Annotated in this window: 11 protein-coding genes; 1 reads left to right on the plus strand and 10 read right to left on the minus strand. The window is 73.0% G+C overall.

What is annotated here, in order from left to right:
* Positions 1–28: 28 nt before the first annotated feature.
* The 9 genes from ACQEXA_RS14915 to ACQEXA_RS14955 all read right to left on the minus strand — a co-directional run bounded on the left by ACQEXA_RS14915 (position 29) and on the right by ACQEXA_RS14955 (position 11,908).
* On the minus strand, positions 29–2,164 hold the full coding sequence (locus tag ACQEXA_RS14915) for an SWIM zinc finger family protein (RefSeq protein WP_433134566.1): 2,136 nt from the start codon (positions 2,162–2,164) through the stop codon (positions 29–31).
* A gap of 413 nt (positions 2,165–2,577) precedes the next feature.
* Positions 2,578–5,382 (minus strand): SNF2-related protein, encoded by a 2,805-nt coding sequence (locus ACQEXA_RS14920; RefSeq protein WP_433130317.1) that lies wholly within the window; start codon positions 5,380–5,382, stop codon positions 2,578–2,580.
* Positions 5,383–5,514: 132 nt separating this feature from the next.
* Positions 5,515–6,024 carry a sugar kinase gene (locus ACQEXA_RS14925; RefSeq protein ID WP_433130319.1) on the minus strand — a complete coding sequence of 170 codons (510 nt, stop codon included), beginning with the start codon at positions 6,022–6,024 and terminating at the stop codon, positions 5,515–5,517.
* A 74-nt stretch (positions 6,025–6,098) separates the two neighbouring features.
* Positions 6,099–7,244: an ROK family glucokinase gene (locus ACQEXA_RS14930; protein ID WP_432934305.1), complete on the minus strand. Its 1,146-nt coding sequence runs from the start codon at positions 7,242–7,244 to the stop codon at positions 6,099–6,101.
* A gap of 127 nt (positions 7,245–7,371) precedes the next feature.
* Positions 7,372–8,184 (minus strand): ATP-binding cassette domain-containing protein, encoded by an 813-nt coding sequence (locus ACQEXA_RS14935; RefSeq protein ID WP_359403766.1) that lies wholly within the window; start codon positions 8,182–8,184, stop codon positions 7,372–7,374.
* Positions 8,181–9,248, minus strand: a complete 1,068-nt coding sequence (locus tag ACQEXA_RS14940) for an ABC transporter permease (protein WP_433130321.1) — start codon at positions 9,246–9,248, stop codon at positions 8,181–8,183. The genes ACQEXA_RS14935 and ACQEXA_RS14940 overlap by 4 nt, the downstream gene beginning before the upstream one ends.
* Positions 9,245–10,249: a sugar ABC transporter substrate-binding protein gene (locus ACQEXA_RS14945; protein ID WP_432934299.1), complete on the minus strand. Its 1,005-nt coding sequence runs from the start codon at positions 10,247–10,249 to the stop codon at positions 9,245–9,247. Before ACQEXA_RS14945 ends, ACQEXA_RS14940 begins: the two co-directional genes overlap by 4 nt.
* A gap of 137 nt (positions 10,250–10,386) precedes the next feature.
* Positions 10,387–11,136 carry a GntR family transcriptional regulator gene (locus ACQEXA_RS14950; RefSeq protein WP_359403846.1) on the minus strand — a complete coding sequence of 250 codons (750 nt, stop codon included), beginning with the start codon at positions 11,134–11,136 and terminating at the stop codon, positions 10,387–10,389.
* Positions 11,137–11,236: 100 nt separating this feature from the next.
* Complete coding sequence (locus ACQEXA_RS14955) at positions 11,237–11,908, minus strand: response regulator (RefSeq protein ID WP_433130323.1); 672 nt, start codon at positions 11,906–11,908, stop codon at positions 11,237–11,239.
* Positions 11,909–12,079: 171 nt separating this feature from the next.
* Here ACQEXA_RS14955 and ACQEXA_RS14960 point away from each other — a divergent pair, with 171 nt between their 5' ends.
* The gene (locus tag ACQEXA_RS14960; RefSeq protein WP_433130324.1) at positions 12,080–12,490 is read left to right on the plus strand and encodes an N-acetyltransferase family protein; all 411 of its coding nucleotides are present in this window, start codon (positions 12,080–12,082) and stop codon (positions 12,488–12,490) included.
* A 48-nt stretch (positions 12,491–12,538) separates the two neighbouring features.
* Here the strand turns inward: ACQEXA_RS14960 and ACQEXA_RS14965 are convergent, their stop codons facing one another.
* The gene (locus ACQEXA_RS14965) at positions 12,539–13,996 is read right to left on the minus strand and encodes a sensor histidine kinase (protein WP_433130326.1); all 1,458 of its coding nucleotides are present in this window, start codon (positions 13,994–13,996) and stop codon (positions 12,539–12,541) included.
* Positions 13,997–14,253 lie beyond the last annotated feature (257 nt).

Consider the following 14,253-nt stretch of genomic DNA (forward strand, 5'->3'; position numbering starts at 1 on the left):
CCGCCGCCGGCGGGAGGACCGACGGCGCTCACGCCCCCAGACCCGTCAGGGCGCCGACCGGATCCAGGTCCGGGGTGCCCCTGGGCCACCAGTCCTCGTGGCCCGGTTCCGACTCGTAGGCGTACCAGAGGCCGTCCTGACCGAGGCGCAGCTGGACATGGCCGTCCGGGTGGGTCAGGCGGTTGCGCCATGGGCGAAAGGCCGGCAGGTCCGCCGCCAGCAGCAGGGGGCGGGCCCGGTCGAAGCGGCCCGCCGGCGGATCCCAGGGCTCCTCCAGTACGGCCAGTGCCGTCCGGCCGCCCTGCCGCCACGCGGCGACCGCCCGCGCCAGGTCGGCCGGGGTCCGTCCGGTGGCGGCGGCCAGCGAGGCGTACAGCGCCCGTGTCCCCGCGGTGAGACCCGAACCCGGGCGGGCCGCGGCGAGCCGTACCGCGTCCTGCCACAGTGTCAGCTCCGCGACCGGGTCGTACCCCCTGGTCAGCAGCGCGTGTGCACGGGTCGCGGCGTCCGTGGCCAGCTGGTCCAGCGCGAAGGGGTCCGGGCCGCCCGGCGCTCCCGGATAGACCGGCGGCTGCTCGGGATGGGCGGGCGGCGGCAGCGGAGCGGGGAGCGGCGGCAGTGCCTCGCGGGCCACGGCGTCACGTGCGCGTACGCCGGGAACGGGTGGGGCCTCCCTGTCCTGCGCGGCCCGGGCCTCGCGCGCCGCGTTGCGCCGGGACAGCGCGTCGAGCAACTCGCGCTCGCCGCGGCCGCGCAGCAGAAGCAGCACGAAGGGGTCCTGGTCGAGCAGGCGCGCGGTCTGGTAGCAGACGGCGGCCGCGTGCTTGCAGGGATGCCCGAAGTCGGGGCAGCTGCAGCGCGGTTCGAGATCGCCGGCCTCCGGGAGCAGCCGGACACCGCACTCGGCGAGGGACTGCGGCACCTGCTTGTCCAGCAGCGCGGCGATGTGCCCGGGGCGCTCGGCGGCCGCATCCAGGAAGCGGTCCCACTCGTCGTCGGAGAACGTCCGCAGCCTCACCTGTACGCGGTACGGGCGCGGGCGGCTCCCCTGCACATAGGCGAGCACAAGACCGGGTGTGACGGTGATCGCGTCCACGTTCCCCCGGCCCGCGTACGCCCTGCCCCGCGCCAGCCGGGCCGCGTCGAGGGCCCCCTCCTCCAGAGCGGCGACCCAGGCATTGCCCCACCATGTCCCGGCGAACCGGTCGCCCTGCGCCGCGGGCCGTGCGGGGAGCGCCGCGAAGGTCCGCCGCAGTTCGCCGTCGCGGCCGGGAGCCGCCATGGAACGCGGATAGCGTGCGGTTGCCGGGGGCGGCCCGGACTCCGGGGAGCCGGGACCCTGGTCCGGGAGGTCCTGCGAGGAGCGGCTCCGCGTGTCGGGCGCGGGCCGTGCGGACGGCTGCCGCACCCGCGCGCGACCGGGCTCCCGCCGGTCGTCGCGCTCCCCTTCGCCGGAGACCCCCCTGTCCCGGGAGGCCGACGGCGCCGGTGCCTCGAAGGCCCCGGCGAGCAGCTCCCGAAGGTCCCGAAGCTGGGGGGCGTCCGGTGTACCGGTGCGGGGGGTGCGGCGCTCCCGGTCACGGCTCCTCCCATGAGCGGCGGACGAATGCGAGGTCCCTGCACCGGGCCGGAGCTCAACGCCCTTCTCTCTGAGGTCCGTTCGCTCACCCTCCGCTTCTTCCCGCACCGCCCTCAGCGCCTCGCGCGCGGCATCACCGGGACGCGCGGCCGGTCCACTCGCACGTACGGGACGGGTGAGCGGACCAGCCTCGCCCAGAGCAGCCGCGTCCTGCGCGCCGGACTCCGAGGTGCCCGCGTCGGAGTGAGGCTCAACACCCCTCTCCCCGGCGCCCGTTAGCTCGCCTTCCACCTCTGCTCGCGACGCCCGCAACGCCTCGCGCGCGGCATCACCGGGACGCGCCGCCGGTCCACTCGCACGGACGGGACCGGTGAGCGGACCGGCGCGCAGAGCAGCCGCGTCCTGCGCGCCGGACTCCGAGGTGCCCGCGTCGGAGTGAGGCTCAACACCCCTCTCCCCGACGTCCGTTGGCTCACCTTCCACCTCTGCCCGCGACGCCCGCAACGCCTCGCGCGCGGCATCACCGGGACGCGCCGCCGGTCCACTCGCACGGACGGGACCGGTAAGCGCACCCGCCTCACTCACTGCGGCCGCATCCTCCGCGCCGGATTCCGGGGTCCGGATGACGGACGCCTCGGCCGCCTGGCCGCTCCGGCGCTCCGCGTTCGCCCGCCGCAACGCCGCGCGCGCCGCGTCCCCCGGCCGCCCATCCCGCTCGCTCCCGGCGATGTCCGCACCGCCTGCGGAAGGGTCACCGGACCGCTCCCGCCCATCCCGCTCGCGACCGGCGACATCCGCACTGCCTGCGAGAGGCTCACCGGACCGCTCCCGCCCATCCCGCTCACAACCGGCGATCTCGACGTCGCCTGTGGGGAGCTCACCGGCCCGTTCCCGCGCGTCCCGTAGCGCACGGCGTGCCGCGTCCGCTGGACGTGGCGTCTCTCCCGGAGGTCCCGTGGTGCCGGCGTGGGACTCCTCGCCGGGTCCGGGCCGGGCGCTCACTCGGTCCTCCTCAGCGACACCAGGTCGGCCAGCTCACGGTCGGTCAGTTCCGTCAGGGAGGACTCGCCGAAGCCCAGGATCGCGTCGGCCAGCGCCCGCTTGGACTCCAGCATCTCGGCGATACGGTCCTCCACCGTGCCCTCGGTGATCAGGCGGTGCACCTGGACCGGCTGGGTCTGGCCGATGCGGTACGCCCGGTCCGTGGCCTGCTCCTCCACCGCCGGGTTCCACCAGCGGTCGAAGTGGATGACATGACCCGCCCGGGTGAGGTTCAGGCCCGTGCCCGCCGCTTTGAGGGACAGGACGAGGACCGGGGTCGCTCCGCTCTGGAAGCGGTCCACCATCCGCTCACGCTCGGGCACCGGGGTGCCGCCGTGCAGCAGGTCGGCGGGTACCGCGCGCGAGGCCAGATGTGTGCTGATCAGCCGGGCCATGCCGACGTACTGCGTGAAGACCAGCGCCGAGCCGTCCTCCGTCAGCAGTGTGTCCAGCAGCTCGTCCAGCAGCACGAGTTTGCCGGACCGGGCGATGAGGCCGGTGGCCGTGCCCGTGTCCTCCTTCAGATACAGCGCCGGGTGGTCGCAGATCCGCTTGAGCGCACCGAGAAGCTTCAGCACCAGCCCCCGGCGGGCGATGCCCTGCGCCGTCTCGATCGCCAGCATGGACTCGCGTACCACCGCCTCGTACAGCGCGGCCTGTTCGCGGGTGAGCGGCACCGGGTGGTCCGTCTCCGTCTTCGGCGGCAGCTCGGGGACGATGCCCGGGTCGGACTTCTTGCGGCGCAGCAGGAAGGGGCGGACCAGGCGGGCCAGCCGCTCCGCTGCCTGCGCGTCCTCGCCGTTCTCGACGGCGCGTGCGTGCCGGGCGCGGAAGGACTTCAGCGGGCCGAGCAGCCCCGGGGTCGTCCAGTCGAGCAGTGCCCACAGCTCGGAGAGGTTGTTCTCCACAGGGGTGCCGGTCAGGGCCACGCGGGCCGGCGACGGGATCGTACGAAGGGCCTTGGCGGTCGCCGAGTACGGGTTCTTGACGTGCTGCGCCTCGTCGGCGACGACCAGGCCCCAGCTCTGTTCGGCGAGCCGCGGCGCCGCCGTCCGCATCGTCCCGTACGTGGTGAGCACGAAGCCGCCGTCCAGGTCGTCCAGGGTCCGCTCGGCGCCGTGGAAGCGGCGGACCGGCACTCCGGGGGCGAACCGGGTGATCTCCCGCTGCCAGTTGCCGAGCAGGGAGGCCGGGCAGACCACCAGGGTCGGCTCGCGGCGCGCCCGGCGCAGATGCAGGGCGATGACCGTGACCGTCTTGCCGAGCCCCATGTCGTCGGCGAGGCAGCCGCCGAGGCCGAGGGAGGTCATCAGGTCCAGCCAGGCCAGGCCGCGCAGTTGGTAGTCCCGCAGGCGTGCGGTGAGGCCGGCGGGCGGCTCCGCGGGGCCGATGCCCGCCGTCAGCCGGTCCCGGAGTGCGGCCAGCGCGCCGACCGGCACCGCCTGCACCGTCTCGCCGTCCACCTCCGCGGTGCCGGTGAGCGCGACGGAGAGCGCGTCCACCGGATCGAGCAGGCCCAGTTCGCGCTTGCGGGCCTTGCGGACGAGCGCGGGGTCGACCAGAACCCACCGGTCGCGCAGCCGGACGACCGGACGGTGGGCCTCCGCGAGAGCGTCCATCTCGGCCTCGGTGAGCGGTTCGCCGCCGAGCGCCAACTGCCACCGGAACTGGAGCAGGTCCTCGGTCTCGAAGAAGCCCGTGCCGTCGGTCGCCGAGCCGGGAGCGGGCCGTACGACCGCGGCCGCGGTCAGGTCCTGCGCCAGGTCGCGGGGCCAGTGCACCGCGACCCCGGCCGCGCCCAGCCGGCCGGCCGCGGCACCCAGCAGATCACCGAGCTCTTCCTCGGAGAGCGCCAGGACGTCCGGCACCTCCTGCTCGCACAGCCGGTCCAGCGGCGGCCATACCCGGGCCGCGCGCCGTACGGCCAGGGCGGCGTCCACCCGGGTACGGGGGCCGAAGACCGCGTCCGCCTCACCGGCCCAGAGCGCCGCCGCGTCGACGACGAGGGTCGGGTCGGCGAGGCTGTGCACCTGCACGACGGCCGCCCCGGCACGGTGGGTGCCCTCGCCGTCGTCGAACAGGTCGTACGCCGACAGGTCCAGGCGCAGCGAGATCCGTACGCCCGCGTCCATGCCCGCCGCGACCTCGGCCGCCCAGTCGTGCGCGTGCGGCAGACGCTGCGGCTCGCGCGCGGCGAACGGGCCGCCCGCGGTGTGGGCGGCGGCCGGGGTGCGCGGCAGGGTGTCGGCCACCGCGTCGAGGAAGGCGCGCACCAGCGCCTCGGGCTCGGGCAGCAGCAGGGGTCCTCGGCCCGGGAGCGGGACGGCATGGCCCTCGTACGGAAGCGCGGCGGCGATCGCCCTGAGGTGGGTGATGTCGTCCGGCTCCAGCGGCCCGGCCCGCCAGGCGTCGTAGCCGTCCGGGGTGAGCCCGGGCAGCAGGCGGCCCCGCGCGACGAGCCGCAGCGCGTGCAGCGTGGCCGCGCCCCAGCAGGCGGTGGCGGGGTGGGCGGCGGGATCGCGCCGGGCCCGGGCGAGCAGCGGCAGCGCGTCGGCGATCGGCAGCAGCAACGCGGGCACTCCGCCCCGGCGCACTCCGGACCCGTGAGGGCGGACGACCGTCAGTTCCTCCGTGGCGCCCGACGGCGGCGGTCCGCCCTCCGGGTCCCAGAAGGCGACCCGGCTCTCGCGGGGCAGTGGCGCGGGCAGGAAGACGGCGGCCAGTCTCACGGGCACGGCGGCCTCGGCCACCTGCTCTCCCATACGTCCGGTCACCTCCCGCCGTCGCGTCGCGTCGGACGTCTTCGACTGTACGGGCGGGGTCCGACAATCGGCTCCGACTCCGGCCGGAGCACGGACGCGCGGGCCTGAACCGGGGTCGCCTGGAGCGGTGCGTCAGGGGATGGTGCGGGACACCACGTACACGGTGGGCTGCAGGGGGCGGGACTTGTTCACCACGATGTCCAGGGTGGGCGCCGGGTTCTTCTGCTTGTGGACGAGGCCGTACCAGGAGCCGGGCCGGGTGAAGTTCCAGCTGACGATGTTCTGGTCGCGCCCGCTGATGGCGATGTCGTCCTGCTTCAGCGCGGCCTGGGTGGTCTTCAGGTGGCCCAGGAACCGCGTCAGGCCGGCGTCGTCGGTGTCGAACTGGACGTAGAGCCTGCTGGTCTTCCAGTTGTTCGTCTCGTAGTACGCGACGTTCGTGGCGCCCATCGGGATCGTCACCTGGTAGATACGGCGCTGGACGCGCGAGGGCCAGCCGACGGTGAGGCCGGTGGCCGAGTACTTGGCCTCCTTGTCCTTGCCGCTGTTGCGGCTCTGGTTCGCGGAGATCACCAGGTAGCCGGCCGGGACGCCAATGAGCAGCACGATGGTCAGCAGGGTCAGCGCCCGGCGGCGGATCATGTGCCACCGGCTCTCCGGAGGCCTCGAGGGCTCGTCCGGCGGCGACGACTGACGCGGTATCGAGGCGGCTGCCGTCACAGGGACCCCTTGGCGGTGCGGCGGGCCTGCGCGTACCGCTCGTAGCGTTCGTACCGCTCCACGCGGCGCCGGTTGGCGCGCCGGAAGCGGCGGGCGACGAGCCGGGCGAGGTCCGCGGCGCCGACCATGCCGGCCTCGGGGCCGAGCTGGGCGCGCGCGATACGGGCCTCGGGGCGGTAGCCGCGCCCGGTCAGATGGCGCCGGAAGGCGTCCCGGGCGGGACCGATCAGCAGGTCGTCGGCCGCGCTGACGCCGCCCCCGATCACGAAGCAGGAGGGGTCGAGGGCCGCCGCCAGGTTCGCGATGCCGACGCCCAGCCACTGGCCGATGTCCTCGAGCAGCTCGACGCACATCGCGTCGCCCTCGCGGGCCAGCTCGGTGATCATCGGGCCGGTGATGTCGGCGATGTTGCCCTTGACGTGCTCGATGATCCCGTACGCCACCGGCGAGTCTGCGGCGGCGAGCTCCTTGGCCTCCCGGACCAGGGCGTTGCCGGAGCTGTACTGCTCCCAGCAGCCGCGGTTGCCGCACGGGCAGCGATGGCCGCCGGGCACCACCTGCATATGGCCGAACTCGCCGGCGACGCCGAATTTCCCGCGCTTGACCTGGCCGCCCTCCAGGATGGCGCCGCCGATCCCGGTGCCCAAGGTGATCATGACCAGGTGGTCCTCGCCGCGGCCCGCGCCGAAGCGCCACTCGGCCCAGGCGGCGGAGTTGGCGTCGTTGTCGACCAGGACGGGCACGGCGAGCCGCCCGGCCAGCCGGTCGCGCAGGGGCTCGTTGCGCCAGGACAGATGCGGGGCGAACAGGATGCGGTTGCGGTCCGCGTCCACCCAGCCGGCCGCCCCGATGCCGACGGCGTGCACGTCGTGGCGGTCGGAGAGGTCCAGGACGAGCTCGACGATGGTGTCCTCGACGACCTTGGGGCTCTTGGACTTGTCGGGCGTCTCGGCGCGGAGCTTCTCCAGGATGTTGCCGTCGGCGTCGACGACGCCCGCCATCACCTTCGTACCGCCGATGTCGATGCCGACCGTGGGAACGCGTGGCGCCGTCAGATGGGAGCGGCGCTCGCGCGTGCCGACGGTCCGCAGGACGGTGGCCCGGGCGGACCCACGGTGGGTGAAGTCGCGGTAGGTGCTCATCGGCCCCGATTCTGCCTCACGCCGCCGCCCGCTGCTCCGCAGGGGGAGCAGCAGGCGGTGCGGCACGGCCTCCGGGTACGGGTGCATCGTGCCTCGTCACGCGCACGCGGCGGAGCCCGGTGCCCCTTCAGCCCGCCTCTTGCGAGGCGCGGTTCTCCAGCTCGTGACGGAGATCGTCGAGCTCCTCTCCGCCCGCCATCTGGCGCGTCAGTTCCTCCAGGGTGATCTCCTGGCGGATGTGGCTGCCCACCATCTCGCCGCGCTTGAGCAGCACGAAACGGTCGCCCACCAGGTAGGCGTGATGTGGGTTGTGGGTGATGAAAACAACACCCAGGCCCTCGTCCCGTGCGGCCGCCACATATTTGAGGACCATGCCGGACTGCTTGACGCCCAGTGCCGCCGTCGGCTCGTCCAGGACCAGCACCTTGGCACCGAAGTACACGGCCCGCGCGATCGCCACACACTGACGTTCGCCACCGGACAGGGTGCCGATGGGCTGGTCGACGTCGCGCAGGTCGATGCCCATGCGCAGCAGTTGCTCGCGTGTCGTACGCCGCATGAAGTCGACGTCGAGGCGCTTGAAGGGGCCGATGCCCCTGCGCGGCTCGGAGCCGAGGAAGAAGTTGCGCCACACAGGCATCAGGGGGACCACGGCGAGGTCCTGGTAGACCGTGGCGATCCCCCGGTCCAGCGCCTCGCGCGGGGAGGACAGACGGGTCTCCTCGCCCTCGATGCGGAAGCTCCCCGAGTCGTGCCGGTGCAGCCCGGCGACGATCTTGATGAGGGTGGACTTGCCCGCGCCGTTGTCGCCGAGGACGCAGGTGATCTCGCCCGCGTGGACCTCCAGCCCGACGCCGTCGAGCGCGCGGACGTTGCCGTACTGCTTGCCGACCCCTTCGAGGTGGACGAGCGCGGTGCGCTCCGTGACGTCCGTCGTCATGTCGTGGCCTCCGCACGCTTGCGGACCCAGGCGTTGAGCAGGGTCGCGAGGAGCAGCATCGCTCCCAGGAAGAACTTGAACCAGTCGGGGTTCCACTGGGCGAAGACGATGCCCTTGCCGGTCATGCCGAAGATGAACGCGCCGACCGCGGAACCGACCGCGGAACCGTAGCCGCCGGTGATCAGGCAGCCGCCGATGACCGCCGCGATGATGTAGATCAGCTCGTTGCCGACGCCCTCGCCGGACTGCACCACGTCGTACGAGAACAGCAGGTGCTGTCCGGAGGCCCAGGCGCCGAGCGCGACGCCCATGTACAGGCCGGTCTTGGTCCTGCCGACCGGGACGCCGACCGCGCGGGCCGCGTCCTTGTTGCCGCCGACCGCGAAGACCCAGTTGCCGGCCCGGGTGCGCAGCAGGATCCAGGAGGCGAGGCCGACCAGGGCGAACCACCACAGAATGGTGATCTTGAAGGGGACTCCGCCGATCGTGAGCGTGGAGGCGAAGACCGCCCTGGCCGAGGAGTAGCCGTCCATGTCGGAGATCGACTTGGTGGAGACCGTGCCGCTGATCAGCTTGGTCAGGCCTAGGTTCACCCCCGTCAGCATCAGGAACGTACCGAGCGTGACGATGAAGCTCGGCAGCCTCGTGCGGGTCAGCACGACTCCGTTGAAGGCCCCGATCGCCAGCGTGACCAGCAGGGACACGCCCACGCCCACCCAGACGTTGGCCGTCATCTGGTAGCTGAACATCGAGGAGACCAGCGCCGACGTCGTCACCAGGACACCGGCGGACAGGTCGAACTCGCCACCGATCATCAGCAGGGCGACCGGCACGGCCATGATGCCGATCGTCGAGGCCGAGTACAGGACGGTGCTGAGGCTGGACGCCCGCAGGAAACTGTCGGCGGCGAGCGAGAAGAAGAGGAAGACGGCGAGCGCGCCGACCACCGAGCCCAACTCGGGCCTGCCGAGGACTCTCTTCAGCGGCGAGGTCCTCAGGAGCCGCTCGTCCGCCGTCCGCTCCTGCTGCGTCTTGGGCGCGGAGGCCGGTGCCGTGACGGTCATCGTGTCCCCCGCTTCGTGTACTGCTCGAGGGCCGCGGCCTGGTCCTTGGTGACGATCTGCGGTCCGGTGAGGACCGGGTTGCCGCCGCCGAGGACGTCGGCGTTGTACTTGTGGAGCCAGAGCTGGTCGACCGCCTCGTAACCCTGGAGGTACGGCTGCTGATCGACGGCGAAGCCGAGGGTCCCGTCCTTCAGCCCGGCCGCGACCTTGGCGTTCAGGTCGAAGGTGTCGATCTCCGCCCCGCTGCCGGCGTCGGCCTTGGCCTTCACGGCGGTGTCGGCGTAGGGGGCGCCGAGGGTGACGACCGCGTCGACGGACTTGTCCGACTGGAGCCTGGCCTCCACGGCGGACTGCACGTCCGGCATGTTGGTGCCGTTGACGTAGAGGTTCTCCACGGTGCCGTGGAAGGTCTTCTTCACGCCCGCGCAGCGCTGTTCGTGGCCCACGTTGCCCTGCTCGTGCAGCACGCACAGGACCTTCTTCCTGCCGCGCTTGTCGAGCTCCTGGCCCACCGCCTCGCCGGCGATCGTCTCGTCCTGGCCTATGTGGGTGAGCGCGCCGAACGCCTTGGACTGAGCGGAGCCCGAGTTGACCGTGACCACCGGGATGCCGGCCTTCTCGGCCCGCTCCACGGCGGCCTTCATCGCCTCGGGCTTGGCCAGCGTGACGATGATGCCGTCGACCTTCTGGTCGACCGCGGCGTCCACGAGCTGCGCCTGCTGCTGCGCGTTGGCGTCGTGCGAGTACAGGAAGTCGATGTTGTCCTTGACGGCGGCCTGCTTCGCGCCGCTCTGCACGATGTCCCAGAAGGTGTCACCATCACCCGAATGGGTGATCATCGCGAAGGTCCACCGGGGCGTGTCCACCGCTGCGCGACCCTGGGCGGCGGCGGCATTGCGGGCGTCCTCGGCACGCTTGCCGCCGTGGCTGCTGCACCCCGCGAGGGATAGGCCGAGCGCTCCTGCGAGCGCGATGGTTGCCCAGGTCCTGGTCCGTGCCACGAGGCCGTGCCCTTCTTGCGTAGTTGCTTTGAACTACCAAGTATCGCTGACCGCGGATCGACGCCGCAGGTCAGGGGCCTGGTGAGGGGTGAGAGGACGGTCTCAGGGGCGGGCTCGGGGGCGGATTCGGGCCGGATTCAGGGGCGGACGAGCAGCTGGAACTCGAAGGAGTAGCGCGAGGCGCGGTAGGTATGGGTGCCGAACTCGACGGCACGGCCGGTGTCGTCGAACGTGGTCCGCTGCATGGTCAGCAGCGGGGCGCCCTCGGGCTCGCCGAGCCGTTCGCCCTCGACCGCGGTGGCGGCCCGGGCCCCGACGGACTGCCGGGCGCTGTGCAGCGTGATGCCGGTGGCCCGCATCAGCCGGTACAGACCGGTCGACTCCAGCTGCTCGGTGTCGAGGTCGAGCAGGCCGGCCGGCAGGTAGTTGCACAGGTACGCCATCGGCTCGCCGTGCGCGAGACGCAGCCGCTCGAGCCGGTGCACCTCGCTGCCCTCGGGCACGCCGAGCGCGGCGGCGACCTCGGCGGAGGCCGCCATGAAGGTGTTGACGACCACACGGGTCGCGGGCCGCTGCCCGGCCGCCTCCAGATCGTCGTACAGGCTGCTGAGCTCCAGTGGACGTTTGACCTGGCTGTGCACGACCTGTGTGCCGACACCCCGGCGGCGCACGAGCAGGCCCTTGTCGACCAGGGACTGGATGGCCTGGCGGACGGTGGGCCGGGACAGCCCGAGCCGTGCGGCCAGCTCGATCTCGTTGCCCAGCAGACTGCCCGGCGTCAGCGACCCGTGCTCGATCGCGGCCTCCAGCTGCTGGGACAACTGGAAGTACAGCGGTACTGGGCTGTTCCGGTCGACGCTGAGCTGGAGCGAGACGGTCGGATCCACAAGTGGTTTCGGCACGGCCCGAGCGTAGCTCCGGCATTCCTTGACGGGAAGTTGTGTAGTCCGATTGTCCAGACAAACTGAATTGACACCTGCGCCGCGCTCAGTGCCCGGGCTCGTCCAGCAGTCCCGCGTCGTAGGTCAGCAGGGCGATCTGCACATGGTTGTTGAGGCCGAGCTTGGCGAGGAGCCGGGAGACATGCGTCTTGACCGTGGCGACGCTCATGTACAGCTCGGCGGCGATCTCCGCGTTCGAGGCGCCCCGGCCGACCGCGACGGCGACCTCCCGTTCGCGCTCGCCCAGTGCCGCGATCCGCTCGCGTGCGGCATGGCGCCGGGTGCCGGGCCCGGCCCCGGCGGCGTACGCCATCAGCTGCCGCGTGACCGCGGGCGACAGCACCGGGTCGCCGGCCGCGACCCGGCGTACCGCGTCGAGTATCTCGGCGGGCGGGGTGTCCTTGAGGACGAACCCGGCGGCGCCCGCACGCAGCGCCCGCAGCACCTGCTCGTCGGCGTGGAAGGTGGTGAGGACCACGACCTGAGGTCCGTCCGCGCGGCGACGCAGCAGCTCGGTGGCGGCCAGTCCGTCGACGGTCGGCATCCGGATGTCCATGAGGACGACGTCGGGCCTGGTGCGGTCGACGAGCCGCTCGACCTCGCTGCCGTCGGCGGCCTCGCCGACGATCTCGATGTCGTCGGCACCGCCCATCATGAAGGACAGGCCGGCCCGTACGAGGGGGTCGTCGTCGACGAGGAGCAGTCGGATCGCGGTCATGGCCCTACGGTATTGACCGCACGGCCCCGTCGATGAGGGGATTGCCGCGCCGGGCGCGGCGGCGGGGCGGGCTGCCGGTGGTGCCGCGCACCTCCGACGCTCGGCCCGAGGTGCCGTGCGGGGCCGGGAATTCGGTTGACGCCGACGAAGGGCCGCCGGTTTTCTGCTGCGATGCCGAGCCTTCGCTTCGAACAGCCGCACGATGACGCCACGCTCGAGGACTGGCGTCACGTCCACAACGAGATCATCCCGGCGGACCCCCTCTCCCCGGACGACGTCCGCGAGCGGGTGACGCGCCATCACCTGGAGGTCGCGTACCTGGGCGACGTCCTCGTGGGCTGCTCGACGGTACGCCCGCCGAAGGACGGCACGGCCATGGTCATCGCCCGGATCCTGCCCGCCCACCGCCGGCAGGGCTTCGGCGGGCAGCTCTACGAGCGGGGCGTCGAGCGGGCGCGGCGGTTGGGCGCCGAGGTGATCGAGACGATCGTGCTCGGCGTCAACGCGGACGGGCTGCGGTTCGCGCACCAACGCGGCTTCGTCGAGGTCGACCGCCATGTGGCGGACGTCGACGAGGTGTGACACACGCTGCGGCTCGGCTGAACCAGCCGCACACCACGCGGCCCGCGCTCACCCGGGCCAGGGCAGCCACGCCCACACCCGGAAGCCGCCGTCGTCCCCGGTGCCGTGGTCGAGGGTGCCGCCGGCCAGGGTCGCGCGTTCGGTGAGACCGATCAGGCCCTGCCCGGATCCGGGCACGTGCGGGACCTCTCCGGGCGGCGCCGGATTGAGCACCGTCACGGTCAGGCCGTCGGCGGGCCCGCCCACGACCGTGACCGTGACCTCGGTCCCGGGGGCGTGCTTGCGCGCGTTCGTCAGGCCCTCCTGCACGATGCGGTAGGCGGTGCGGCCCACGGAGGCCGGCACGGCGGCGGGATCGGCGAGGCGGTCGACAAGGACGACCTTCATGCCGGCCAGACGGCACTCGGCGACCAGGGCGTCGAGCGCGGCCAGCGTCGGCTGGGGGCGGCCGGCGTCGTCGGAGTCGCCCGCCCTCAGCACCCCGATGATCTCCCGCAGGTCCTGCAGTGCATCGTGCGCGCTCTCCCGGATCACCCCCGCCGCCCGTGCGATCTCCTCGCGGGGCGCGTCCGGCCGGAACTCCAGGGCGCCCGCGTGCACGCTCAGCAGCGTCAGACGGTGCGCGAGGACGTCGTGCATCTCCCGCGCGATCTCCTCCCGGGCCAGTCGCTGGGCCTGCTCGGCCCGCAGCGCCGCCTCCGTCTCGGCCCGCCGTGCCCGGTCCCGCAGGCTCAGCATGAGCTGCCGCTTGGACCGTACGAACATGCCCCAGCCGACGACCGCCGCCGTGAACAGGGCGGTGACGGCGACACTGGCCAGATACGGCATGCCCGGGTCCGGGCGCAGCCAGTAGAAGACCGGGATGAGCGCGAACTGCGCGCCGCCGAGCCAGACGGCGTACTTGAACGGCCGGTGCACGGCGACGGTGAAGAGGGCGATCATGCACGCGCCGCCCGAGGTATCGGAGACCAGGCCCACCGGGAGCATCGCCACGGCGAGACCGAGCGGCCAGCGGCGCCGCAGCCAGACGGCGAGGCAGGCGAGCCCGCCGAGTCCCTTGTCGGCCGCCGCGAGGCCCTGCGAGATGTGGTGGTCGTGTCCCACCGTGGCTCCGGCGGCACAGGCGATGAGCACCGCCAGGACGAAGCACCCGAAGTCGACGACCCAGTCCCGCACGGTACGCCGGGGCCGCGCGCGCCCGGCTCCGGGATTCAGCTCCGCTATCACGGCGGAGGGCAGGAACCATCGGTGCCGGGGCAGCCCGTATCCCGCCTGCCCCGTCGCCGGTCGCGAGACCGGAGCGGGAGCGGGCACCGGCTGGGGCGCGGGCACCGGCTGGGGCGCGGGCACCGGCTGGGGCGCGGGCCGGGCGGCGGGGACGAGAGGAGCCCCCGGCCGCCGCAGCCGGCCGGTCCGCAACAGGCCAAGGGCGCTTCGGACGCCTTCCATGGCCGTCTCTGGGCGGGGCGACGTCCCCGCGGGACGTGCCGACTCGTCTCCGCTCACGGTCGGCCAATCTATGCGGGAACGGCCCTGGGCACCTCCCCCGCCGGCCCGATCCGAGACCAAAGTCGCAGGGCCGCAGACTTTGGGCGCGGGCCTCGGGGCGGAGCGGGACTTCCGTAGGACGCGGCCCGCCCCGCGGCCGGTTTTCCGGGGGGAGCCGCGGGGCGGGTTCTGTGCTGCGGTGGAGCGGACTGCGAGCGGAGGTCCGTCGGGGCACCGGTCGGGGCCCGGACGGTCATGCTGTCCGCTCAGCAGTG

This window comes from Streptomyces sp. CA-106110 (assembly GCF_050936285.1).
In the GTDB taxonomy this organism is placed as follows: domain Bacteria; phylum Actinomycetota; class Actinomycetes; order Streptomycetales; family Streptomycetaceae; genus Streptomyces.